At 64.3% G+C, this 23,020-nt stretch carries 19 protein-coding genes and 1 tRNA gene; 16 read left to right on the forward strand and 4 right to left on the reverse strand.

Annotated features, from left to right (window positions below):
- Nucleotides 1-18 precede the first annotated feature (18 nt).
- Complete coding sequence (locus AVZ66_RS00765) at nucleotides 19-750, forward strand: protein-L-isoaspartate O-methyltransferase (RefSeq protein WP_058980851.1); 732 nt, start codon at nucleotides 19-21, stop codon at nucleotides 748-750.
- Nucleotides 751-764: 14 nt separating this feature from the next.
- On the opposite strand, the gene AVZ66_RS00770 is transcribed toward AVZ66_RS00765, so the two are convergent.
- The gene (locus AVZ66_RS00770) at nucleotides 765-1,229 is read right to left on the reverse strand and encodes a hypothetical protein (RefSeq protein WP_058980853.1); all 465 of its coding nucleotides are present in this window, start codon (nucleotides 1,227-1,229) and stop codon (nucleotides 765-767) included.
- A 75-nt stretch (nucleotides 1,230-1,304) separates the two neighbouring features.
- Here AVZ66_RS00770 and AVZ66_RS00775 point away from each other — a divergent pair, with 75 nt between their 5' ends.
- The 9 genes from AVZ66_RS00775 (at nucleotide 1,305) to artA (ending at nucleotide 11,299) form a co-directional block, all read left to right on the forward strand.
- Nucleotides 1,305-2,336: an ATP-binding protein gene (locus AVZ66_RS00775; RefSeq protein WP_058980855.1), complete on the forward strand. Its 1,032-nt coding sequence runs from the start codon at nucleotides 1,305-1,307 to the stop codon at nucleotides 2,334-2,336.
- A gap of 97 nt (nucleotides 2,337-2,433) precedes the next feature.
- Entirely contained in the window at nucleotides 2,434-2,709 is a 276-nt protein-coding gene (locus tag AVZ66_RS00780) for a hypothetical protein (RefSeq protein ID WP_058980857.1), read from the forward strand.
- Entirely contained in the window at nucleotides 2,706-2,906 is a 201-nt protein-coding gene (locus tag AVZ66_RS16830; RefSeq protein WP_231727052.1) for a hypothetical protein, read from the forward strand. Before AVZ66_RS00780 ends, AVZ66_RS16830 begins: the two co-directional genes overlap by 4 nt.
- Before the next feature lie 553 nt (nucleotides 2,907-3,459).
- On the forward strand, nucleotides 3,460-6,042 hold the full coding sequence (locus AVZ66_RS00790; protein ID WP_157575676.1) for a BGTF surface domain-containing protein: 2,583 nt from the start codon (nucleotides 3,460-3,462) through the stop codon (nucleotides 6,040-6,042).
- A 377-nt stretch (nucleotides 6,043-6,419) separates the two neighbouring features.
- On the forward strand, nucleotides 6,420-9,032 hold the full coding sequence (locus tag AVZ66_RS00795; protein WP_082678736.1) for a BGTF surface domain-containing protein: 2,613 nt from the start codon (nucleotides 6,420-6,422) through the stop codon (nucleotides 9,030-9,032).
- A 291-nt stretch (nucleotides 9,033-9,323) separates the two neighbouring features.
- The gene (locus AVZ66_RS00800; protein WP_058980862.1) at nucleotides 9,324-9,644 is read left to right on the forward strand and encodes a helix-turn-helix domain-containing protein; all 321 of its coding nucleotides are present in this window, start codon (nucleotides 9,324-9,326) and stop codon (nucleotides 9,642-9,644) included.
- Nucleotides 9,637-9,972: a hypothetical protein gene (locus AVZ66_RS00805; protein WP_058980864.1), complete on the forward strand. Its 336-nt coding sequence runs from the start codon at nucleotides 9,637-9,639 to the stop codon at nucleotides 9,970-9,972. The genes AVZ66_RS00800 and AVZ66_RS00805 overlap by 8 nt, the downstream gene beginning before the upstream one ends.
- An 80-nt stretch (nucleotides 9,973-10,052) precedes the next feature.
- The gene (locus AVZ66_RS00810) at nucleotides 10,053-10,316 is read left to right on the forward strand and encodes a hypothetical protein (RefSeq protein ID WP_058980866.1); all 264 of its coding nucleotides are present in this window, start codon (nucleotides 10,053-10,055) and stop codon (nucleotides 10,314-10,316) included.
- Between the two features lie 80 nt (nucleotides 10,317-10,396).
- Nucleotides 10,397-11,299 carry an archaeosortase A gene (gene artA / locus AVZ66_RS00815; RefSeq protein WP_058980868.1) on the forward strand — a complete coding sequence of 301 codons (903 nt, stop codon included), beginning with the start codon at nucleotides 10,397-10,399 and terminating at the stop codon, nucleotides 11,297-11,299.
- Between the two features lie 44 nt (nucleotides 11,300-11,343).
- Here artA and AVZ66_RS00820 read toward each other — a convergent pair whose 3' ends face one another.
- From AVZ66_RS00820 to AVZ66_RS00830, 3 genes are all read right to left on the reverse strand, one after another.
- The gene (locus tag AVZ66_RS00820) at nucleotides 11,344-11,811 is read right to left on the reverse strand and encodes a hypothetical protein (RefSeq protein ID WP_058980870.1); all 468 of its coding nucleotides are present in this window, start codon (nucleotides 11,809-11,811) and stop codon (nucleotides 11,344-11,346) included.
- On the reverse strand, nucleotides 11,792-12,100 hold the full coding sequence (locus AVZ66_RS00825) for a DUF6516 family protein (protein WP_058980871.1): 309 nt from the start codon (nucleotides 12,098-12,100) through the stop codon (nucleotides 11,792-11,794). Before AVZ66_RS00825 ends, AVZ66_RS00820 begins: the two co-directional genes overlap by 20 nt.
- Nucleotides 12,101-12,637: 537 nt before the next feature.
- Nucleotides 12,638-12,710: transfer RNA gene (locus AVZ66_RS00830), tRNA-Asp, on the reverse strand.
- A gap of 178 nt (nucleotides 12,711-12,888) precedes the next feature.
- Here AVZ66_RS00830 and AVZ66_RS00835 point away from each other — a divergent pair.
- From AVZ66_RS00835 to AVZ66_RS00860, 6 genes are read left to right on the forward strand one after another with little or no spacing between them, the layout of a single operon-like run.
- On the forward strand, nucleotides 12,889-13,116 hold the full coding sequence (locus tag AVZ66_RS00835; protein ID WP_058980873.1) for a DNA-directed RNA polymerase subunit H: 228 nt from the start codon (nucleotides 12,889-12,891) through the stop codon (nucleotides 13,114-13,116).
- Entirely contained in the window at nucleotides 13,117-14,679 is a 1,563-nt protein-coding gene (locus AVZ66_RS00840) for a DNA-directed RNA polymerase subunit B'' (RefSeq protein ID WP_058980875.1), read from the forward strand. It begins immediately after the preceding gene.
- 1 nt (nucleotide 14,680) lies between these two features.
- Nucleotides 14,681-16,507 carry a DNA-directed RNA polymerase subunit B gene (rpoB, locus tag AVZ66_RS00845; protein ID WP_058980877.1) on the forward strand — a complete coding sequence of 609 codons (1,827 nt, stop codon included), beginning with the start codon at nucleotides 14,681-14,683 and terminating at the stop codon, nucleotides 16,505-16,507.
- Nucleotides 16,504-19,416, forward strand: coding sequence for a DNA-directed RNA polymerase subunit A' (locus AVZ66_RS00850; protein ID WP_058980879.1), 2,913 nt, complete (start codon nucleotides 16,504-16,506; stop codon nucleotides 19,414-19,416). The genes rpoB and AVZ66_RS00850 overlap by 4 nt, the downstream gene beginning before the upstream one ends.
- Nucleotides 19,417-19,460: 44 nt before the next feature.
- Nucleotides 19,461-22,124: a DNA-directed RNA polymerase subunit A'' gene (locus AVZ66_RS00855; protein ID WP_058980881.1), complete on the forward strand. Its 2,664-nt coding sequence runs from the start codon at nucleotides 19,461-19,463 to the stop codon at nucleotides 22,122-22,124.
- Complete coding sequence (locus AVZ66_RS00860) at nucleotides 22,124-22,549, forward strand: NusA-like transcription termination signal-binding factor (RefSeq protein WP_058980883.1); 426 nt, start codon at nucleotides 22,124-22,126, stop codon at nucleotides 22,547-22,549. The genes AVZ66_RS00855 and AVZ66_RS00860 overlap by 1 nt, the downstream gene beginning before the upstream one ends.
- The last annotated feature ends 471 nt before the right edge of the window (nucleotides 22,550-23,020 follow it).

A 23,020-nucleotide genomic window follows, 5' to 3' on the forward strand; every position in this document is an offset into this window, starting at 1 on the left:
GGGTGGCGAATCTCGGGTATGGAGTTCGCGGCGTTCCGGGCGGAGATGGTCGACAGCCTCGCACACGACACGAAGGCTGCCGTCCAGGCGAAGTCGACCGCGCGAGCGATGCGCGAGGTGCCCCGTCACGAGTTCGTGGACGAGGGGCGGCGCGCGTACACCGACCAGTCGCTGGAGCACCGCGGCACGCGCGTGCTCGCGCCGTCGACCGTGGGGCGGCTGGTGGACGCGCTCGCGCCCGAGGACGGCGACAACGTGCTCGTTGTGGGTGCGGGTGTCGGGTACACGGCGGCCGTGCTCGCGGAGATCGTCGGCGCGGCGCGCGTCCACGCCGTCGACATCGACCGACAGGTCGTCTACGACGCGCGCTCGAACCTCGCGGACGCGGGCTACGGCGACGTGCTCGTGGACTGCCGGGACGGCGCGCGCGGGTTGGCGGAGTACGCGCCGTTCGACCGCGTGCTCGTGGAGGCGGCGGCCGTCGACCCGCCTGCGGCGCTGCTCGACCAGCTCGCCGCCGGGGGCCGGCTCGTCTATCCGGAGGGGACGACCGACCAGCGACTCGTCGCGATAGAGGAGCGAGAGACGGTCTCGGTCCACGGCCCCGTCTCGTTCGCACCGCTGCTCGTCGACGGCGAGCAGACGAGTGCCATCGAGCGCAATCGGACCGTTCGCGAAGACCGCGAGCGCGCCGCCCAGGAAGCCCAGTCCCAGACGGGCTGGGAACAGGACTGGATCGACTGGGACTAGACTGGATCGACTGTCTAGTCGCGGACGACGAGTATCTCGGTGTTCTCGCGGCGGTCGGCGTAGTCCGACCCGGACGGCGGCTTCACCGAGATTTGGAGCGTGCCGTCGTCCTGATTCGGGCCGAGCTGTGGGTCGACGTCGAGCGTGGCAGTGCCGCCGTCGCCCGTGGTCGCGGTCGCGACGCCGTCGAGGTCCGCGGTGCCTGCTTTTATTACGACGGTCGCGCCCGCGACCGGGTCGCCGTCCGCGTCGACCGCGGTCACGTCGACGGACTGGTCGCCGGGCGTGACGACGTCCGGCTCGGGGCTGGCGTCGAGCTCGCTCACGGAGAGCGTGTCGACGCCCGAGACCATGCTGAGCATGACGCTGAGCACGGCGACGCCGACGACGAACGCGATAACGAGCCGGACGGGCAGCCCCTCGATGGCGCGCTCGTCGCGCGCGAACTGGTCGAGCCGGAGCGCGGTGGAGTCGAACACGCCGCGAGTTGGTCCCGGCTCCGCACTTGAATGCTCGGACGGGAGTTCATCCGGGAAGCCGAGCGAGAGCGTGGTATGGACGTGCTCGGACGCGACGGTGTGGAGGAGGGCGGGAATAGGTTTCACGGGCGCTTCGGCCGGTATCTCGCTGCGGACCGGAGCCTCGGCGCGCGCGTCAGCGTGGACTTCGCGGGACCGCACGCGGGTGTCGTCGTGGGCAAGCGCGGCAGCGGGAAGTCGTACACGCTCGGCGTGCTGGCGGAGGGACTGGCCGAGACGGCCGGCGTTTCGCCCGTAGTCGTCGACCCGATGGGCGCGTTCGGCGGGCTCGCAGCGGCCGGGGTGCCCGTCGTCGAGCCGCGCGTCCGGGCGAGCGCGCTGCCGCCGCGAGCGTGGTGCGAGCTGCTCGACCTCGACCCGGCGAGCCCCGCGGGGACGCTCGTCTGGCGGGCTGCGACAGAATCGGAGACGCTCGACGCGATGCGGGCGTGGGTCGCGGACGCGGACGCTGCGGCCGCGGCGCGGCGGGCGGCCGCGAACCACCTCGCACTCGCCGACTCGTGGGGGTGTTTCGCGCCCGACGCGCCGACCGCGGTGGACTTGCTCGCGGACGGCGCGGTGCTCGACGGAACGGGCTTGGAGAGGGCGGCGTTGCAGGCGGTCGTCGCGGCCGTCGCGGCGGGGCTGTATCGCGCGGCGGTCGATGGGGTTGGGAAGCTCCCGTGGCTACTCGTGGACGAAGCGCACGCGTGCGCGAGCGGCGCGGCCGCGAAGGCCGTGGATACGTTGTACACGCGCGGTCGTGCGCCCGGCGCGAGCGTCGTCCTCGCGACCCAGCGCCCGAGCGCGCTGCCGGAGACCGCGATTTCGCAGTCGGATTTAGTGGTCGCGCATCGGCTCACCTCGCAGCGGGACGTAGACGCGTTGGCGGCGACGCGACCGACGTACCTCTCGGGGTCGGTCGGTGCGAAGTTGCCGTCGCGGACTGGGGACGCGTTGGTGGTGGACGACGCGACCGAGACGGTGTGTACGGTTCAGGTGCGGGAACGCTGGACGGAGCACGAGGGTGGGAGTCGCGTCATCGACCGAAGGGAGCCGACGGACTGAGCGAGCAGTGAACGAAATGAGCCGTGAGCCGCGGGGCGGTGTGAAGCGAACGGCCAGCCGTGGAAACGTTTACGCGGAATCGAAGAGAACACGGCATATGTCCGAGGAGGTGACGATCGACGAAGATGCAAAGTCCCGGCTCGAAGAACTCCAAGACGAGATTCGTGCCGAGACAGGGCAGCTAGTCACGCAGCAGGAGATAGTCGGAGAGCTCATCAACGACGCCTACGAGAATACAGATGAAATCATCGACACGTTCCGGGAATCAACAGTGCCGCTCTCCAAGGCGGAAACGGAAGCGATGAGCCGTGGGCGGTTCAGTTCCGGCGTGGAGACTGACGAGGAGGACATCGACGAGATTCTGTACGGATGACGGTGCTCGTCGACACCGGCGTCCTGTACGCGGACCACGACACGGACGCAGCGAGACACGACGCTGCGAGCGACACGCTGGACGCCGTCTACGACGGCGAGTTCGGCCAGCCGTACGTCAGCGACTACGTCTACGACGAGGCAGTGACATTGACGCTCGTACGTAGCGGGTTGTTCGCCGACGAAGCGCCTCGGTGAGCGGCTCTGCGGCGTTGACCCGGATCCGGACGCGCCCGAGTTGTGTCGCGTATCGAATGCGGTCTTCGACGACGCGGCTCGCGGGTCGGTCCTTCCCGCTCGCTACTTTCGTCGTCTGCCTCCGGTCAGCGACGCGGTCAAACGTTCGAGCGATACGATTATGGACTGCGTTTCACCGACGCGACGACTATCGCGCTCTGCGAGCCCACGGCATCGACGCCGTGCTGCGTTTCAGCGACGACCTCGACGCGGTCGTCGAGCGGGTGGCCCCCTCGAAGTCGTCGAACGAGGTGAGACGACGGAGTGCGCCGTGAGCCACATCGTCGAGTGAAACGAAATCGGTGGGTGGCCTCACGAACGGTAATGAATATCTTGTGGCCGAACCGGGGCTATTCCCGTATAAGCGCGAGCGAGAGACGCTAGAAACAGCCAGAAGACATTTTCCGGTGAAGGAAAGCTAGTGGTAATACCCCTACCCACTGGTGCCAGCGTTCAGTACCGTCGCACCCGCGACGCGAACGACGTCGGTACCGAAATCGAGGATTACCAAACCATGACAAACAACACAGACAAGCTCCGCGCGGTCTTCCTGACTGCGCTGATGATCGGCAGCGTCTTCGCAGCCGGCATCGCGTTCACAGGCAGCGCCGCTGCGGGCACAAACGTCGACATCGGTCCTGGCACGAACGAGTCAGGCGCAACGGGTGTCACGTATACCGCAACAGGGACGACCGAGAACAGTAGTGACATGCAGTATCTCACCTTCTATCTGGAAGGTGTGAATCTCAGCAACGTCCAGAGCGAGGACGTCACGCTCACTACTGCCGATGGAGAGTACAGCAGCCAGATTACCGTCTCGAACGACGACGAGAACAACCTCTCGATTCAGCTCGCTGACTCCGAGGGCGTCCAAACTGACGAGAACGTGACGCTGGAAGTCACGGGGCTCACGAATCCGACCGCGGGAACGTACGACGCATCCCTCGCTCTTGAGACCACTAGTGAGGGAAGTTCGTTCGACACGTTCAACGATACGTTCAGTATCAATCCGTCCGCCACCATCAACTCGGATAGAGTGTTCAACGACCGCGACGAACTCTCCGGATCGCTGGTCTTTCAGGGACAGACGTTTGCACTCGATGTGTCGAATGCGAATCTCAGTAGTGGCGATAATGTCGTGTTGCGGCGCGTAACTGGATCAGATAGTTCGACGCCAGTTGCCAGTCAGCAGGTCGACGACGACCTCTACGTCCAGTTCGACACGTCTAATCGTCAGACCTCAGATTACTTCCTTAGTGGAGGGGATCTCACCCGAAGTAACAGCCAGTTCGAGCTCGTCGAGCAGACGATTACCGCCGAGTTCGCAGAAGACACCGTCGACAACGGTGGCGAGACCGAGGTCAACTTCAGCGTCTCCTCGGAACTCCGCGCTGCTGACGAGTACAACGCGACCGTTACTGTCGAAGGCTTCAGCGCCGCCGACTTCGAACAGGTCTTCCCCACTATCAGCGAGAGCGACGTTGAGGAGGACGACGACGGTAACAACTACATCACGGTTGAGGACATCGACGCGGGCAGCCCGCACGTCCTCAACTTCAACGACATCGACGCAGGCAACTACACCTTCGACGTTGAGGTGACGGACACGACGGCCTCCGACACTGCCAACATCACCGTCAACGAAGTCGGTGAAGGCAGCGTCTCCTTCGCACAGAACACGTACATCGAACAACAGGGCGACGTCTTCAACATCACCATCGACCTGAGCGAGGCCGCCCAGTCCGGCACGCTCGTCATCGGTGACGAAGAAGACATCGGCTACCAAGCCAACGTCTCCTTCGAGGATACCAACGACGACGGCCAGGTTAGTGTCCTCTTCAACAGCTACGAAGCCGGTAACTACAACGGTGGCAGCGGTGCAGAAGTTGTCGAAGCCGCCGCAAACGAGGACACTCAGGACACCGTCTCCATGCTCGGCGAGACGGGCGGCATCGAGAGCATTCTCGAGCCTGGCGACTACGAGCTCGCAGTCAGCACCGACAGCAGTAGTGACCGCGCACAGGCTACGCTCGATAACCCGAGCGCCCTCTCCGTCGCCGTCATCGAAGAGCGCTCGACGACCGGCGTCAACCTCTGGGTCGCCTCCGACAACACCGTTAGCGACATCGACTCCGCCGAGGACATCGCTGCCGGTGCCGGTACGAACATCACCGAGAGCGACACCGTCGCCTCCGGTGACACCATCATCCACCAGTTCGAGGCCTCCGGCCTTACCGGCCTCCTCGACACGCAGGACGCCGACACGACCGCTGCGTTCAAGGCACTCCTCGACAACGAGAACGTGACGGTCACGGTCAACCAGACCGAGGAGTCCACCCAAGCGAACCGCGAGCCGAAGACGCTCAACAACACGGAAGTTGCTAACGCCGTTACCGGTGTCTACCAGGACGGTGACACCTACTACGTCGTTACCAACACCAACGACCTCAACGACGAGGCCGACCGTAACTTCGCCGCGGAGGACGTGCTCAACGTCACCTTCACGGTCGAGGACCACCGCCTCCTCGACAGCACTAACAGCGAAGACTACCAGCACGTCTCTGACGAGATCGAGCTGGTCGAGCGTTCGGCTTCCTTCGACTACGACGGTGACGAAATCACCGTCGAAGCCGCATCCGGCCAGGTCATCTCCGGTGACACGACGATCGCGCCCGGTAGCGAGTTCACGCTGCGCGTCCGTTCGACCGGCGACACGCAGCCGCGCTTCACCATGGGCCCCACCGTCACGGTCGCCGCTGATGGTACCTTCAGTCACGAGTTCGACTTCAGCGAGCGCTCGGTGAACGACACGTTCACCGCCTCGCTCTCCGGCGGTAACTTCGCCGAATCCGTCAGCGCTGACGGTGTTGTCGTCGAAGCCACCGCAACCGCCACGGCAACCGCCACCTCGACGGGCACCGCCACCGCTACGGCCACCGAGACCGCTACGGCAACGGAAACCGCCACGGCCACGGAAACCGCTACGGCCACGGAAACGTCTGAAGACGAGTCCGGCGGCGGCATCCCCGGCTTCGGCATGGGCATCGCGCTCATCGCCGTCCTCGGTGCTGCCCTGCTGGCTCTCCGCCAGAACTAACCACCACGACTGACCGCCCGTAAGGCGGTCACACTACGCGGTACCCCAACCCGCCTTTCTTTCACGACGCCACAACCCGACAGTGGAAACACTGCGCTCGACAATTCGGGCGCGTATCGACTATACTACTGTCTTAATATCTTGGTATTTGTTATCAAAGGGGTGTTTCGGAAAACCACCGAGTTACGCCCCAAACACCCCGATACCGTGTGAACCGCACACACAATTTCGCAGCAGAAGGGGGTGCATATAACAGAAAGTATTTACGGCCAACGAGGTACATATTGGAACACCCCTACCCACTGGTGCCAGCGTCCAGTACCGTCGCACCCGCGACGCGAACGACCTCGGTGCCGAACTGCAATCCAAAGCAAACCATGACAGAAAACACAAACAAGCTTCGCGCGGTCTTCCTGACTGCGCTGATGATCGGCAGCGTCTTCGCGGCCGGCATCGCGTTCACAGGAAGTGCTGCGGCGGACCTCAACACCACCAACGTAGAGGTTGGTGACAACACTACTGACGCTACTACCTACCACAACGTCAGTGGTAACCTTGCAAATCCGTCGGACAGTAGCATAGACAACATCACTGTGGACTATAGTGTCGGCGCTGAGGCGTCAGACGTCTCGAACGTCGGCCCCGGGAATGTCAACAGCGTTGTTGTTAATGGCACTACGGTAACTGTCGGCAGCGTTGATGGTAGCAACAACGGTGAAACCGCTACCTTCCAGTTCGACAGTAGCGTTAATGTGTCTGGTGGAGACGCCTTCCACCTGAACTACTCCAACGTTCAGAATCCCAGCAACGCCGGAGTTTACGACGTTAATGTATCCCTCGAAAACGGGAGTACTGCCGTCGATAGTGGCACACTCAGCTACGAGATTGTGTCCAGCTCCAGCGGCAGTAGTGCCGCTCCCGATGGCGTTGACGAGGTCTTCAACAGCCCGACGAACCTGTCGGAGCAGCTGATCTTCCAGGGTCAGACGATCGCAGTTGACGTCTCCGACTACGCCGATAACCAAACCTCGGTCTACCTCCGTCAGGGAGACGCTGAGGACTCCTCGGCCGTCGCTCAGGACACCGTTGAGGACGGCTGGGTCGTCTTCGACACCAGCAACCGCGAAACCGCCGACTACTTCCTGCGCGGTGGTACCCTGAACGCGAACAACAGCAGCTTCGAGCTCGTCGAGCAGACGATTACCGCCGAGTTCGCAGAAGACACCGTCGACAACGGTGGCGAGACCGAGGTCAACTTCAGTGTCTCCTCGGAACTCCGCGCCGCTGACGAGTATAACGCGACCGTTACTGTCGAAGGCTTCAACGACGCTGACTTCGCGCAGGTCTTCAACGTCAGCGAAGACAACGTCAGCGAGAACGACGACGGCGTTCACTACATCGAGGTTGAGGACATCGACGCGGACAGCCCGCACGTCCTCGACTTCAACGACATCGACGCAGGCAACTACACCTTCGACGTTGAGGTGACGGACACGACGGCCTCCGACACCGCCAACGTCACCGTCAACGAAGTCGGTGAAGGCAGCGTCTCCTTCGCCGAGAACACCTACGTCGAACAGCAGGGCGACGTCTTCAACATCACCGTCGACCTGAGCGAGGCCGCTCAGTCCGGCACGCTCGTCATCGGTGACGAAGAAGACATCGGCTACCAAGCCAACGTCAAGTTCACCGACCAGAACGACGACGGCCAGGTCCACGTCCTCTTCAACAGCTACGAAGCCGGCACCCACGGCTCCGGCGCTGAAGTCGTCGAAGCAGCCGAGAACGACGACACCCAGGACGACGTCTCCCTGATCAACGAAACTGGTGACGTCGAGAGCATCCTCGAGTCTGGTGACTACGAGCTCGCAGTCAGCACCGACACCAGCAGTGACCGTATTTCGGAGACGCTCGATAACCCGAGCGCCCTCTCCGTCGCAGTCATCGAGGAGCGCGCCACCACTGGCGTCAACCTCTGGACCGCCTCCACTAACACCGTCAGCGACCTCGACTCCGCCGAGGACATCGCTGCCGGTGCCGGTACGAACATCACCGAGAGCGACACCGTCGCCTCCGGTGACACCATCATCCACCAGTTCGAGGCCTCCGGCCTTACCGGCCTCCTCGACACGCAGGACGCCGACACGACCGCTGCGTTCAAGGCACTCCTCGACAACGAGAACGTGACGGTCACGGTCAACCAGACCGAGGAGTCCACGCAGGCCAACCGCGAGCCGAAGACGCTCAACAACACGGAAGTTGCTAACGCCGTCACCGGTGTCTTCCAGGACGGTGACACCTACTACGTCGTTACCAACACCAACGACCTCAACGACGAGGCCGACCGCAACTTCGCTGACGAGGACGTGCTGAACGTCACCTTCACGGTCGAGGACCACCGTCTCCTCGACAGCACGGACAGCGAAGACTACCAGCACGTCTCTGACGAGATCGAACTGGTCGAGCGTTCGGCTTCCTTCGACTACGATGGTGACGAGATCACCGTCGAAGCCGCATCCGGCCAGGTCATCTCCGGCGAAACCTCGATCGCGCCCGGTAGCGAGGTCACGCTGCGCGTTCGCTCGACTGGCGACACGCAGCCTCGCTTCACCATGGGCCCGACCGTCACGGTCGCCGCTGATGGCACCTTCAGTCACGAGTTCGACTTCAGCGAGCGCTCGGTGAACGACACGTTCACCGCATCGCTCTCCGGCGGTAACTTCGCCGAATCCGTCAGCGCTGACGGTACTGTCGTCGAATCCACCATGACGTCCACCACGGAAGCTCCGTCCACCACGGAAGCACCGTCGACGACGGAAGCTCCGTCCACCACGGAAGCGCCGTCGACCACGGAAGCTCCGAGCACGACGGAAGCTCCGTCTACGACGGACGACAGCGGTTCCTCCGGTAGCGGCATCCCCGGCTTCGGCATGGGCATCGCGCTCGTCGCCGTGCTCGGTGCTGCCCTGCTGGCACTCCGCCAGAACTAACGAATAACGACTGACCGCTCGTAAGGCGGTCACACTACGCGGTACCCCACCCCACTTTCTTTCGCGCGCTACACTCCGACAGCGGCAGCGCTGTCCAACGTGAACGCGGGTAGCCGACGAGACGAACGCTGTCGACGTCCTCTACTACGAGTGTGGCTGGGAAGCGTGGGAAATCGACAGTCGCCTGAAGCACTACGGAGATATCGAAGACCACGACTGGGCGTAAGGCCGAAGTTCGGCGCGAACACTGCTGCCCGCACACTTATTGCGTTGTATTACGTTTCATTACACGTGCCAATCGGAATTGACCGCTTCGAGGACGACCGAAGCGACGCGCTCGACGTCCGAGAAGGGACGCAGCCGCATCGAATCCTGCAGTTCCTCGCCGCGAACGACGACCAGGCGTTCACGCAGACCGAAATCCACGAAGCGACGGGCATCAAGCGCGGGAGCGTCGGCGCCGCGCTGTCCCGACTCGAAGACCGTGGCCTCGTCCGCCACCGCGGGCGCTACTGGGCCATCGGGGACGACGACCGGCTCGCGTCGTACACCGCGCAGACCACAGCGAGCTCGACGTCGACGACCGACGACTACTACGGCGACGATGAGTGACGGTACCCGACGGGGCGCCGTCGTGAAAGGCCCCGATCTGTTTGCCGAGTACGACTACCGGCCGTACGTCCGACTCAGTGACGAGACACATCCGTTCAGCGACGAAGAAGCGCTGTACGCCGCGGCGACGACAACCAGGCGTGCGGCTGCAGTACCCCTGACCGACGACGACTTCGAAACTGGCGGCCTCCCACGGGAGACGTACGTCAACCCGTGGACGGTCGTCTCGATTCGACACGCGGACGTCCACAAGACCGAGGGACAGCTCGTCGCCGAGACGATAGAACGAATCGCTGAGGACGCAGCCAGCTACATCGGGGTTCGATAGCGGTAGCGAACGCGTATTCGGCAGGTATCCCCTCGATTTCACGGGAAGAAGTTAGTGGTTTCACGACAATTACGGGTCAAATGTCGCAGTCACTCGACGAGTACGGGCGCCTCTACCTCCCGAAGGATGTCCGCGAGCGGTTTGGAGAGACGTACCGCATCGTCGAACTCCCCAGCCACGTCGCGCTCTTCCCGGTTGACGAAGACCCACGAGAGGGCGCTCGTGCGGCTGTCAGTGAGGCCTTCGAGGGGGACGACATCGACGAGCTGAAAGAGTGCGCGCGGGCGTCCGTCGCCGAGTCCGTCCGCGAGGACGCCAGCCGGGCCGCAGACGACGACCGCTGACCGTGTGCCGAAACCGACAACGCGAGTGAGACCGACCGACACCAACACGCCTATACTCGCGACTCCCCTCCCGTCTCGTAATGGTATCCGCGTTGACCGACACGCTCGCGTGGGTCGTCATCGCGGCGTTCGGGACGAGCGCCGTCCTCCAGGCCGACTACCGCCAGTACAGCCGGTACGCGGCGGTCGCGGCGTGGACGCTGTTCGCGGCGTTCTGGGGGCTGCTCGTGCCGTACTACTTCTTCGAGCACTTGAGCGTCATCGAGGGCGTGCTGAGCGCGGCCGCGGTGCCCGCGTGTCTGTACACCGCGTACCTCGTCGGCACGGGGAAGCGCCAACTGGAGACGCTGACGCGCTCGATCGCGATTATGGGGCTGTTGTTCCTGCCGTTCCAGACCATCGAGGCGACGCGGCAGTTCGCCATCGAGACGGTCGCCCAGCAGGCCGAGTGGCTGATGGCGCAGTTCGGCTACTACCCGCCCGTCGTGGAGGGCGACCACGGCTACACGGCGAAATTCATGTTCACGGGCGAGCACGCCGTCACGGGCGAGTCGTGGAAGTTCCCGACGACGGTCCTGATGGCGTGTACGGGCATCGGCAGCATGTCCATCGTCGGCGGGCTCGCGCTCGCCGTGAAAGCGCCGTGGAAGCGCCGGCTACAGGCGCTGGCGGTCGCGCTCCCCGTCATCTACGGGCTGAACGTGATTCGCGTGGCGTTCATCGCCGTCGCGCACGGCGAGCAGTGGTTCCGCGGCGGCATCTACAAGACGCTCGCGTTCGCCGTGTTCCCCAGCAACGACCCGAATATGGTGTCGTATCTGTTCGCCGACCGCATGCTCGCGCAGTCCGCGTCGGTCGTCGCGCTCGTCGTGTTGACGTTCGCGCTGCTCCGCATCGTCCCGGAGCTCGGCGGCGTCGTCGAGGACGTCGCGTACATCGCGACCGGCAACGAGTACGACATCACCGAGCGCTTCGCAGAGTAGCATTCGGCCAAGAGAGTGAATAGCGGTCGTGCTAGCAACGACTGCTAGGCGGACGCCTGCGATTCCGCGCCACCGTCCCGAGACAGACCAAACTCGACTTCGAGCCGCACTGTGTCGTAGGGAACGTACGGCTTCTTCGCTCGCCCGGCTTCCTCGAAGTGAACGATGTCGTAGTCCGCGAGCAGATACAGGTCGTCGTGGACGTCGTGGACGTCGCGGTCGAGGCGGTCGGCCAGCGCGCGGATGCTGTCGGGGGGCCGCTCCATCACTTCTTCGAGCAGCTCCATCCGCCGGTTAGTGAGCAGTTCGCGCAGCTGCGCGCGGTCTTCGAAGTTCACGACGTGCGGGACTTCCGCACCGTTCTCCCACTGCTCGGCGCGCTCGAGCGCGGCGGCTTGCGCTTGCTCGGCGGGGAGCGCGGTGATTCGGAGCGTCGAGGGGTAGTCGACCTCCTCGGGTCCGGGCGTGAATTCGTCGTGCGTGGGTTCGGTGTCAGTTGGTTCGTCGGGCATAGATTTCGTTCACCTCGGTGTGGAACTGTTCGACGAGGTCGGGGAGCCCGGTAAAGTCGAGCGCCTCAATCTCGCCGTCGGGTGTGTGTCGGTGGTGTCGCCCTACGTCGAGGTGGTAGGGCGTGTTGTCGTACCGCAGGAGTGTGTCGCCGTCAGCGTCCATGTACTGGAAGCTGTATTTCAACCCCTGCGGGAACTCCTCGCTTTCCGGGACTTGCCACGCCTCCATCACGTACCTGCTGCCGTCTGGCTTCGTGCTTTCGTCCCGATAAACGCGGTTTGCGCCCATCCTCCGTATGTTGGGTCTAGCACCCAACGGTGTTAAACATTAGGCCTCGACGAGCAACTGGGGGTTGGAAGAAGACGTCGCGACCGGCAACGAGTACGAGATTACCGAGCGCTTCGCGACGTAGCGCAGACTGACGGCTGCGCTACGGCTCGTCTTTCACCTGCGGCTACCGACTCGAAGAACCACGAATATCAGCGAATGGCTACCCGGTAGCGGGTGGACTGAAAGGGGCGACGGGCTCGCGTCCAGTTTAGTCGTCTCGGGGACCACTATCTGTGAGCGTAGCGAACAGATATGTCCGCGAGCGACCGCGAGCCCGTCGGGGCTTTCGAGGAAGTAACGACTACGGGAGAAAACGCAGAGAGATTACTATCGAACGTAGCGTCGAAAGGAAAGCGCCCGGAGCGGGATTTGAACCGCCTGAACTTCGCTCCCGTTGGTCGCTCGTTCCCTGCTTCAAATCCCTACCGCGTTCACAACCGCGACAATCGCCTCGGGACAGAGCTGTCCCTCGGCGGATTGCGTCCGAAGAGAAAGCGCCCGGAGCGGGATTTGAACCCGCGTCACAACCGTGACAGGGTTGTATGATGGGCCACTACACCATCCGGGCTTGCTGCACTCATTCGTAGCCGGCTTGTATTCTTAAGACTTTCCAAACGGTGGGACGTGTGCGTCGTGGTGGCGTAACCCTCGACCCGAATCGTAGTTGACAAGACCTAAGTGCGCTGCGGGTGAATTGGCCTGTAGTATCTCGTGAGAGGTAGTTCTCCCCCCATCCAGGCACACCCATGGTAGACGTAAGCCAACATGAACTCGTCCCCGAGCACACAGTTCTCGACGAGGATGAACTCGAGGACGTGCTCGTGGACTACGACATCGACCGGACGGACCTGCCGAAGATCAAACGGAAGGACCCTGCCCTGCCGGACGACGCGGAGGTCGGCGACGTCGTCAAAATCGTGCGGGACTCGCGGACCACGGACAAAGCCATCGTGTACCGACTGGTGATCGAATAAATGCAAATCGAAGACCGACGTGAACTGTCGAGGGCGTATTTCTCGAAAGAACGACTCGCGGAACACCACTTCAGGTCGTTCAACTCGTTCCTGAAGCGCGGCATGCAGGACGTCGTCACCGAGAAGGAGCGCATCGAGACGGACATCGGTGACAAGGAAGACGAGGAGCCGGTGTGGGTCGAACTCGGCGACGTCCGCATCACCACGCCGCGCGTGCGGGAGGCGGACGGCTCCGAGGAGCTGCTGTACCCACAGGAAGCGCGACTGCGCAACATCACGTACTCCGCGCCGGTGTTCATGGAGATGAGCATCGTGCGCGGCGGCGAAGAGGAAGAAGAACGCGTGCTGGACACGACGGAGACGAAGGTCGGCCGGATGCCGATCATGGTCGGCTCCGACAAGTGCAACATCGCGGGCTTCTCCGAGGAGGAGCTCATCGAGATCGGCGAGGACCCCGCCGACCCCGGTGGGTACTTCATCGTGAACGGCAGCGAGCGCGTGCTGATGACCAGCGAGGACCTCGCGCCGAACAAGATCCTCGCCGAGTACGACTCGAAGTACGGCGACGAGATTCAGGTCGCGAAGACGTTCAGCCAGCGCCGCGGCTACCGCGCGCTGGTGCTCGTCGAACGCAACCGCGAGGGGCTCCTCGAGGTGTCGTTCCCCTCGGTCTCTGGGTCGATCAACTTCGTGACGCTGGTGCGGGCGCTCGGCCTCGAATCCGACGAGGAGATCGTCCACCGCGTCAGCGAGGACCCCGAGATTGTGAAGTTCATGCTGGAGAACCTGGAGGAGGCCGACGTCCAGACCCAAGAGGAGGCCATCGAGGAGCTCGGGCAGCGCGTCGCCTCCGGCCAGGGGAAGAACTACCAGCTGAAGCGCGCGAACTACGTCATCGACCGCTACCTCCTCCCGCACCTCCACGAGGAGGGCATCGAGGACGAGGAGACGCGCATCAACAAGTCCTACTACCTCTGTCGGATGGCCGAGGCGTGCTTCGAGCTCGCGCTCGACCGCCGCGAATCCGACGACAAGGACCACTACGCGAACAAGCGCCTCAAAGTCTCCGGCGACCTGATGAAGGACCTGTTCCGGACGGCGCTGAACAAGCTGGCGCGCGACGTGAAGTACCAGCTCGAACGCGCGAACATGCGTAACCGCGAACTCACCGTGAACACGGTGGTTCGCTCCGACGTGCTGACCGAGCGCCTCGAACACCCCATCGCGACCGGGAACTGGGTGGGCGGGCGCTCGGGCGTCAGCCAGCTCGTGGACCGGACGGACTTCATGGGCGTGCTCAGCCACCTGCGCCGGCTGCGCAGCCCGCTGAGCCGCTCGCAGCCCCACTTCGAGGCGCGTGACCTGCACGCGACCCAGTGGGGGCGCATCTGTCCCTCCGAGACGCCGGAGGGACCGAACTGTGGCCTCGTGAAGAACTTCGCGCAGGCGATGGAGCTCTCCCAGACCGTCGAGGACGAGCGCGAGTTGAAACGCGAACTCTCGTCGATGGGCGTCGAGGGCATCCCCGGAATCAGTACGGAAGCGACACCAGCGGACGACTAACATGAGTACGGAACGAGAAGCGAAAGTCTACGTCAACGGCAGTCTCGTCGGGACCCACGAGGACCCCGAGGAGCTGGCAGCACAGATTCGGGAGGCGCGTCGCCGGGGGGAGGTCTCCGAGATGGTCAACGTCTCCGTGAAAGACCGGACGAACGAAGTCATCGTCAACGCGGACGCGGGCCGAGCGCGGCGCCCGCTGCTCGTCGTCGAGGACGGCGAACCGCTCGTCACCGACGAGGAGATGGACGCCATCGAGAACGGCGACATCGACTTCGAGGACCTCGTGCAGGCGGGGAAAGTCGAGTTCATCGACGCCGAAGAAGAGGAGGATATCCTCGTCGGCGTCGACAACGACGAACTCACCGACAACCACACGCACCTCGAAATCGACCCGCAGCTCATCTTCGGTATCGGCGCGGGGATGATTCCGTACCCCGAGCACAACGCCAGCCCGCGGATTACGATGGGTGCGGGGATGATGAAACAGAGTCTGGGCCTGCCGGCGGCGAACTACCGCATCCGGCCGGACACCCGCCAGCACCTCCTGCACTACCCGCAGAAGGCGATGGTGAACACCCAGACCACCGAACAGATCGGCTACGACGACCGGCCGGCCGGCCAGAACTTCGTCGTCGCCGTCATGTCCTACGAGGGCTTCAACATCGAGGACGCGCTCGTCATGAATCAGGGGTCGGTCGACCGCGCGCTCTCTCGCTCGCACTTCTTCCGCACGTACGAGGGCGAGGAGCGACGCTACCCCGGCGGTCAGGAGGACCGCTTCGAGATTCCGAGCGACGACGTGCGTGGCGGCCGCGGTGAGGACGCGTACACGCACCTCGACGACGACGGCATGGTCAACCCCGAGACGCAGGTCGACGACTCCTCGGTGCTGCTCGGGAAGACGAGTCCGCCGCGGTTCCTCGAAGAACCCGAGGACATGGGCGGCCTCAGCCCGCAGAAGCGCCGCGAGACGAGCGTGACGATGCGCTCGGGCGAAGACGGCGTCGTCGACACGGTGACGCTGATGGAAGGCGAGGACGGCTCGAAGCTCGCGAAGGTCTCCGTTCGGGACGAACGAATCCCCGAACTCGGGGACAAGTTCGCGTCCCGCCACGGGCAGAAGGGCGTCGTCGGGCACCTCGCACCACACGAGGACATGCCGTTCACGCAGGAGGGCGTCGTGCCCGACCTCGTGCTGAACCCGCACGCGCTGCCGTCCCGGATGACGGTCGGCCACGTGCTGGAGATGCTCGGCGGGAAAGCCGGCAGCCTCGAGGGGCGCTCCGTCGACGGCACGGCGTTCACCGGCGAGAACGAGGACGAGCTGCGCTCGACGCTGGAGGAACGCGGCTTCAAGTCCTCCGGCAAGGAAGTGCTGTACTCGGGCGTCTCCGGGGAGAAAATCGAGGCCGAGATTTTCGTCGGCACGATTTTCTACCACAAGCTCTACCACATGGTGTCGAACAAGCTCCACGCCCGCTCGAAGGGGCCGGTCCAGGTCCTCACGCGGCAGCCGACGGAGGGGCGCGCCCGCGAGGGCGGCCTCCGCGTCGGGGAGATGGAGCGCGACACCGTCATCGGCCACGGCGCCGCGATGGTGCTCAAAGAGCGCCTCCTGGACTCCTCCGACCGCGAGGAGATTCACGTCTGTGGCAACTGCGGCATGACTGCCGTGGAGAACTACGAGCAGCGCCGCGTCTACTGTCCGAACTGTGAGGAGGAGACCGACGTGCACAGCCTCGAGATGAGTTACGCGTTCAAGCTCCTGCTCGACGAGATGAAAGCGCTCGGCATCGCGCCGCGACTCGAACTGGAGGACGCAGTATGAGCACAGGACAATCACCCAAGGAGATCGGGGAAATCAGCTTCGGGCTGATGGACCCGGAGGAGTACCGGGACATGTCCGCGACGAAAGTCATCACCGCGGACACGTACGACGACGACGGCTTCCCCATCGACATGGGGCTGATGGACCCGCGACTGGGCGTCATCGACCCCGGCCTGGAGTGCAAGACGTGCGGCCAGCGCTCCGGGAGCTGTAACGGCCACTTCGGCCACATCGAGCTGGCGGCGCCCGTCATCCACGTCGGGTTCGCGAAGCTCATCCGCCGGCTGCTGCGCGGGACGTGTCGGGACTGCGCGCGCCTCCTGCTCACCGAGGAGGAGAAAGAGGAGTACCGCGAGGACTTAGACCGCACGCGCAGCCTCCGCGAGGACGTCTCCGACGTCACGAAGGACGCCATCCGGGAGGCCCGCAAGAAGGACCACTGCCCGCACTGCGGGGAAGTCCAGTACGACGTCAAACACGAGAAGCCGACGACGTACTACGAGGTCCAGCAGGTGCTCGCCAGCGACTACAGCGAGCGCATCGCGGCCGCGATGCAGCCCGACCCCGACGAGGACGACTCGGGCATCAGCCCGCAGGACCTCGCCGAGCAGACGGACATCGAGATCAGCCGCATCAACGACATCCTCTCCGGGGAGTTCCGGCCGCGCCGCGAGGACCGCGAAGCCATCGAGGCCGCCATCGGCGCGGACCTCACCACCGAGGACATGAACAAGCTGATGCCCTCGGACATCCGCGACTGGTTCGAGGACATCCCCGGCGAGGACCTCGCCGTGCTCGGCATCGACCCCGAGAAGAGCCGGCCGGAGTGGATGATTCTGACCGTCCTCCCCGTGCCGCCGGTGACCGCTCGGCCGTCGATTACGCTCGACAACGGCCAGCGCAGCGAGGACGACCTCACGCACAAGCTCGTGGACATCATCCGCATCAACCAGCGGTTCATGGAGAACCGCGAGGCTGGTGCGCCCCAGCTCATCATCGAGGACCTCTGGGAGCTGCTGCAGTACCACGTCACGACGTTCATGGACAACGAGATTTCGGGGACGCCGCCCGCCCGCCACCGTTCGGGCCGCCCCCTGAAGACGCTCTCCCAGCGCCTCAAGGGCAAGGAGGGCCGGTTCCGCGGCTCGCTGTCCGGGAAGCGCGTGAACTTCTCCGCGCGGACCGTCATCAGTCCGGACCCGACGCTGTCGCTGAACGAGGTCGGCGTCCCCGACCGCGTGGCGACGGAGATGACCCAGACGATGGTCGTCAACGAGCAGAACGTCGAACGCGCCCGCACGTACGTCCGGAACGGCCCCGAAGGCCACCCGGGCGCGAACTACGTCACGCGACCCGACGGCCGCCGCGTCCGCGTCACCGAGAAGGTCTGCGAGGAGCTCGCCGAGCGCGTCGAGCCCGGCTGGGAGGTCCAACGCCACCTCATCGACGGCGACATCATCATCTTCAACCGGCAGCCGTCGCTGCACCGGATGTCCATCATGGCCCACGAGGTCGTGGTGATGCCGTACAAGACCTTCCGCCTGAACACCGTCGTCTGTCCGCCGTACAACGCCGACTTCGACGGCGACGAGATGAACATGCACGCCCTCCAGAACGAGGAGGCGCGTGCCGAGGCGCGCGTGCTGATGCGCGTCCAAGAGCAGATCCTCTCGCCGCGCTTCGGTGAGAACATCATCGGCGCGATTCAGGACCACATCAGCGGGACGTACCTGCTCACGCACGACAACCCGCAGTTCAACGAGACGCAGGCCTCGGACCTGCTCCGGCAGACCAGCATCGACGAACTCCCCGAGCCCGCCGGCACCGAGGACGGCGAGCCGTACTGGGAGGGACGCCAGATTTTCAGTGAACTGCTGCCCGACGACCTCAACCTCGACTTCACGGGGACGGTCGGCGAGCCGGTCGTCATCGAGAACGGTCAACTGCTCGAAGGCACCATCGCCGAGGGCGAAATCGGTGGGTTCGGCGGCGAGATCGTCGACACCATCGCGAAAGTCCACGGGAAGACCCGCGCGCGCATCTTCATCAACGAAGTCGCGTCGCTGGCGATGCGCTCGATCATGCACTTCGGGTTCTCCATCGGTATCGACGACGAGACCGTCTCCACGGAGGCCCGCGAGCGCATCGACGAGGCCATCGGGTCCGCCTACGACCGTGTGCAGGAACTCATCGAGACCTACGAGAACGGCGACCTCGAATCCCTGCCCGGCCGTACGGTCGACGAGACGCTCGAGATGAAAATCATGCAGACGCTCGGGAAGGCCCGCGACTCCGCCGGCGACGTCGCCGCGGAGAACTTCGACTCGGACAACCCCGCAGTCGTCATGGCCGACTCCGGCGCGCGTGGGTCGATGCTGAACCTCACGCAGATGGCCGGCTGCGTCGGCCAGCAGGCGGTTCGCGGCGAGCGCATCAACCGCGGTTACGAGGACCGCACGCTCAGCCACTTCGAGCCCAACGACCTCTCCAGTGAGGCCCACGGCTTCGTGGAGAACTCCTACACGAGCGGGCTGACGCCCAAGGAGTTCTTCTTCCACGCCATGGGTGGCCGCGAGGGGCTGGTGGACACGGCAGTGCGTACCTCGAAGTCCGGGTACCTCCAGCGCCGCCTCATCAACGCGCTCTCCGAGTTGGAGACCCAGTACGACGGCACGGTCCGCGACACCAGCGACACCATCGTCCAGTTCGAGTTCGGCGAGGACGGCACGTCGCCCGTCGAAGTGTCCTCCAACGAGGAGGTCGACATCGACGTCGAACACATCGCCGACCGCATCGTCGAGTCCGAGTTCGACAGCACCGAGGAGAAAGAAGCGTTCCTCGGCGTCCAAGAGCCGCCGACGAACCTCTCCGAGCACGGCGCGTCCTGGGAGGTGGAATCCGATGATTGAACTCCGTTCAATCGGGCTCACAGCCGTTACCACGGAGGTGAACGATGACTAAGATCACGCCCGCGATTCGCGACCACGTCGAGGAGTCGGAACTCCCGCGCCGCCTCAAGGAACGCGTCTTCGACGCCATCGAGGCCCGCGAGGATGTCACCATCCCGGAAGCGAAAGACATCGCGACCGCCGTCGAGTCCCAGTACCTCGACACGCGCGTCGACCCCCTCGAACCCGTGGGGACCGTCTCCGCGCAGTCAATCGGGGAGCCGGGGACGCAGATGAGCGTTCCGCACGACGAACGCGTTGTCGTTCGGCGCGACGGCGAAACCGAAGTCGTCGAAATCGGGCCCCTCGTGGACGAAATCGTGGAGCGGCGAGAGAGCCGCACCATCGACGACCACGAGGTCGCGCTCGCCCCCGACAACCTCGAAGTTCCAAGCCTCCGCAGTGACGAAGGCGTTGAGTGGAAGCCAATCGAGGAAGTCAGCCGCCACGACGCACCCGATGAGCTGCTGGAGTTCACACTGGAATCCGGCCGCTCAATTCGTGCGACGAAGGCACACTCGTTCGTCACGCGACGCGACAACGAGGTCGTCCCGGTTGCTGGCGACGCCCTTGATGAGGGCGACTGGCTCCCGGTCGTCGACGATCTCAGCGTCGACGCCGGGACGACGACACTTGACCTGAAAGACGTCCTCTCCCACGAGGACTACTGGTTCACGTCCGCACTGACTGACGGTGGTGCGGCTTCGTTCCCCGCCAGCGACCAGCAAGTCCAAAACAAGCGTGACGCCCTGGAGAGCGGTGACATCGACGGTGAAACAGCATATCCTGTAGGTGGGACCGTCGGCCTACCCGAGCAGTTCCCGCTCGACGAAGAGACCGGATTCTTCGTCGGTGCGTGGCTTGCGGAAGGCTCGCTCACTGACGGATACGTTTCGGTTTCGAACGTCGATGAAGCGTTCCAGAACCGCATTCGAGAGTTCGCGGATCGGTTCGACCTCTCAGTCAACGAGTACGAGAACGAAAGCGGATTCGCCACCGGCTACGACATCCGCGTCAACGGAACCGTGCTCGCTGACGTGCTCCGTGAAACCTGCATCGAGAACGGGGCGAAGGTCGTTCCCGGGTTCGCGCTCGGCGCTGACGAGCAGTTCGTCACCGGGCTTCTCACTGGGTACTTCAGCGGCGACGGCAACGTCAGTGAGTCTGCAGTCCGCGCGAGCTCGACGTCGAGCCGACTAACTGTCGGGATCGCACTCCTGTTGTCTCGCGTCGGCGTCTACGCGACGTTCGGCGAACAGGACGACTCGAAGACACTACGCATCCCGAAGAAGCACGTCCCCCGGTTCGAGGCTCGCGTCGGGATGGTCGGCGAGCGCGGCGACAAACTGTCCTCGCTTGCGGCCAGCATCGATAGCGATGGACCCGACACTACCGACCAGATTCCGAACTTCGGAGATGCGCTCGCGGAAGCCGCAAGCGCAGCCGGGATTCCGTCCCGGCAGGTGAACTCTGCGACCGACCGTCAGCGCATCGGTCGGACGCGACTCGCGGCACTCGTCGACGAGATTGAGCAGAAGACGGACGAGCGTCCGCCCGAGCTCGACGCGCTCGAACGGGCAGTTGCAGGTGACGTCGTCTGGGAACGCATCCAGTCTATCGACGCCGTCGAGACGGAGTACGATTCCGTGTACGACTTCTCTGTCGCCGGACTGGAGACGTTCACGACAGCGGAGGGCGTCGTGACGCACAACACGATGAACACGTTCCACTACGCGGGCGTCGCGGAGATGGACGTGACACAGGGCCTGCCGCGGCTCATCGAGCTCGTCGACGCCCGGAAGACCCCGGACACGCCGATCATGACGGTGTACCTCGAAGACGAGTACGCCGAGGAGCGCGAGCGCGCCCACGAGGTCGTGTGGAACATCGAGGCGACGAAGATTCTCGCGCTCGGTGACATCTCCACGAACGTCGCCGACATGGTCGTCCAAATCGACCTCAACGACGACACCCTGCAGGAGCGGTGGCCGCTGATGAACAACACCACCGAGATTGCGGGCGAGATCGCCGAAACCATCGAGGGCAGCCTCGGCGTGCAGGTCACCCAGCAGGGGACCGTCCTCGAGTTCGGCCCGAGCGAGCCGTCGTACCGCGAGCTCCTGCAGCTCGTCGAGCAGCTCCGCGACATCGTGTTCAAGGGCATCGAGGACGTCTCCCGCGTCGTCATCCGCCGCGAGGAGACCGAGAGCGGCGAGGAGTTCGTCCTCTACACCGAGGGGTCGGCGTTCAAGAAGGCGCTCAGCATCGAGGGCGTCGACGCCTCCCGCACGTCGTGTAACAACATCCACGAGGTCCACAAGACCCTCGGTATCGAGGCCGCCCGCGAGGCCATCATCGAGGAGACGATGACCACGCTCGAAGAGCAGGGCCTCGACGACGTGAACATCCGCCACCTGATGTTGGTCGCGGACATCATGACCAACGACGGCACCATCCAGTCCATCGGCCGGCACGGCATCTCCGGGAACAAGGACTCCGTGCTCGCCCGTGCAGCGTTCGAGGTCACCGTCAGCCACCTCCTCGACGCCGCCATCTACGGCGAAGCCGACGACCTCGACGGCGTCATCGAGAACGTCATCGTCGGGAAGCCGGTCCAGCTCGGCACCGGCGACGTCGACCTCCGGATGGGCGCCAGCAAGTCCGACTGATGACAGTCACGCTCTCCGACGAGGCGCGCCGCCTCATCGCCGCGTTCGAGGACGAGACCGACGCCAGCGCCGTCGACTGCGTCGTCGACGACGAACGCGACCGCGTCATCTTCGTCGTCGCCGCCGGCGAGATGGGGTCGGCTATCGGCCCCGGCGGCAGCCGCGTCGAAGAGCTCGAAGCGAAACTCGGCCGCGACGTGATGCTCGTCGAGGACGCACCGACGCCGGAGGGCTTCGTCGCGAACTCGCTCTCCCCGGCGGCCGTCTACAACGTCACCATCAGCGAGAACGACACCACGGTCGCGTACGCCGAAGTCGCCCACGAGGACAAGGGCGTCGCCATCGGCACCGAAGGCAGGAACATCGAAGCCGCCAAACTGCTCGCCGAACGGCACTTCGATGTCGACGACATTCAGCTCACCTGAGGCGCACTTTTTGCGCTGCGGGGGTCGCCTACGGCGACCCCCTCGGCAAAAACTTGCGGAAAAAGCACTCCTCCTTCATGGTCCGAGAGACGCCATAGGCGTCTCTCGTCATCACGAGAGAGCTTTGCTCTCTCGAACGACTTCGCGCCTACGGCGCTCCGTTCAGTCGTCGGCCCGAGCGCTCACTGCGTTCGCGCTCGGTGAACCGCGACCCTCGACCTCTTCGAGGTACTCGGGTCGCGGATGCTCTCAAACAAATTGATTCGCCGGCTGTCAAGCATCCGGCGACCGAGTGGTCCGTCAGGACCCGGAAGGTCGCCGGTCCGCCGCGCCGTCAGGCGCGGGCGCCGAGGACCCCCGGTAGGGGGTCCGACGGCGCTTTTGGCCGAGCTTTTGCCGAGCGAGCGGCCCTTGGCCGCGAGCGCAGCGCAAAAGGTCGAGCTTAAGTGTCTCCGCTGGGTAAACGGCTGT

The organism is Halobacterium sp. CBA1132, assembly GCF_001485535.1.
Taxonomy (GTDB): Archaea; Halobacteriota; Halobacteria; order Halobacteriales; family Halobacteriaceae; genus Halobacterium.

What these genes read in the sequence shown, in the direction of transcription:
- AVZ66_RS00765 (WP_058980851.1), top strand. Translation starts at nt 19, where the DNA reads ATGGAGTTCGCGGCGTTCCGGGCGGAGATGGTCGACAGCCTCGCACAC.
- AVZ66_RS00775 (WP_058980855.1), top strand. Translation starts at nt 1,305, where the DNA reads ATGGACGTGCTCGGACGCGACGGTGTGGAGGAGGGCGGGAATAGGTTT.
- AVZ66_RS00780 (WP_058980857.1), top strand. Translation starts at nt 2,434, where the DNA reads ATGTCCGAGGAGGTGACGATCGACGAAGATGCAAAGTCCCGGCTCGAA.
- AVZ66_RS16830 (WP_231727052.1), top strand. Translation starts at nt 2,706, where the DNA reads ATGACGGTGCTCGTCGACACCGGCGTCCTGTACGCGGACCACGACACG.
- AVZ66_RS00790 (WP_157575676.1), top strand. Translation starts at nt 3,460, where the DNA reads ATGACAAACAACACAGACAAGCTCCGCGCGGTCTTCCTGACTGCGCTG.
- AVZ66_RS00795 (WP_082678736.1), top strand. Translation starts at nt 6,420, where the DNA reads ATGACAGAAAACACAAACAAGCTTCGCGCGGTCTTCCTGACTGCGCTG.
- AVZ66_RS00805 (WP_058980864.1), top strand. Translation starts at nt 9,637, where the DNA reads ATGAGTGACGGTACCCGACGGGGCGCCGTCGTGAAAGGCCCCGATCTG.
- AVZ66_RS00810 (WP_058980866.1), top strand. Translation starts at nt 10,053, where the DNA reads ATGTCGCAGTCACTCGACGAGTACGGGCGCCTCTACCTCCCGAAGGAT.
- artA (WP_058980868.1), top strand. Translation starts at nt 10,397, where the DNA reads ATGGTATCCGCGTTGACCGACACGCTCGCGTGGGTCGTCATCGCGGCG.
- AVZ66_RS00820 (WP_058980870.1), bottom strand. Translation starts at nt 11,811, where the DNA reads ATGCCCGACGAACCAACTGACACCGAACCCACGCACGACGAATTCACG.
- AVZ66_RS00825 (WP_058980871.1), bottom strand. Translation starts at nt 12,100, where the DNA reads ATGGGCGCAAACCGCGTTTATCGGGACGAAAGCACGAAGCCAGACGGC.
- AVZ66_RS00835 (WP_058980873.1), top strand. Translation starts at nt 12,889, where the DNA reads ATGGTAGACGTAAGCCAACATGAACTCGTCCCCGAGCACACAGTTCTC.
- AVZ66_RS00840 (WP_058980875.1), top strand. Translation starts at nt 13,117, where the DNA reads ATGCAAATCGAAGACCGACGTGAACTGTCGAGGGCGTATTTCTCGAAA.
- rpoB (WP_058980877.1), top strand. Translation starts at nt 14,681, where the DNA reads ATGAGTACGGAACGAGAAGCGAAAGTCTACGTCAACGGCAGTCTCGTC.
- AVZ66_RS00850 (WP_058980879.1), top strand. Translation starts at nt 16,504, where the DNA reads ATGAGCACAGGACAATCACCCAAGGAGATCGGGGAAATCAGCTTCGGG.
- AVZ66_RS00855 (WP_058980881.1), top strand. Translation starts at nt 19,461, where the DNA reads ATGACTAAGATCACGCCCGCGATTCGCGACCACGTCGAGGAGTCGGAA.
- AVZ66_RS00860 (WP_058980883.1), top strand. Translation starts at nt 22,124, where the DNA reads ATGACAGTCACGCTCTCCGACGAGGCGCGCCGCCTCATCGCCGCGTTC.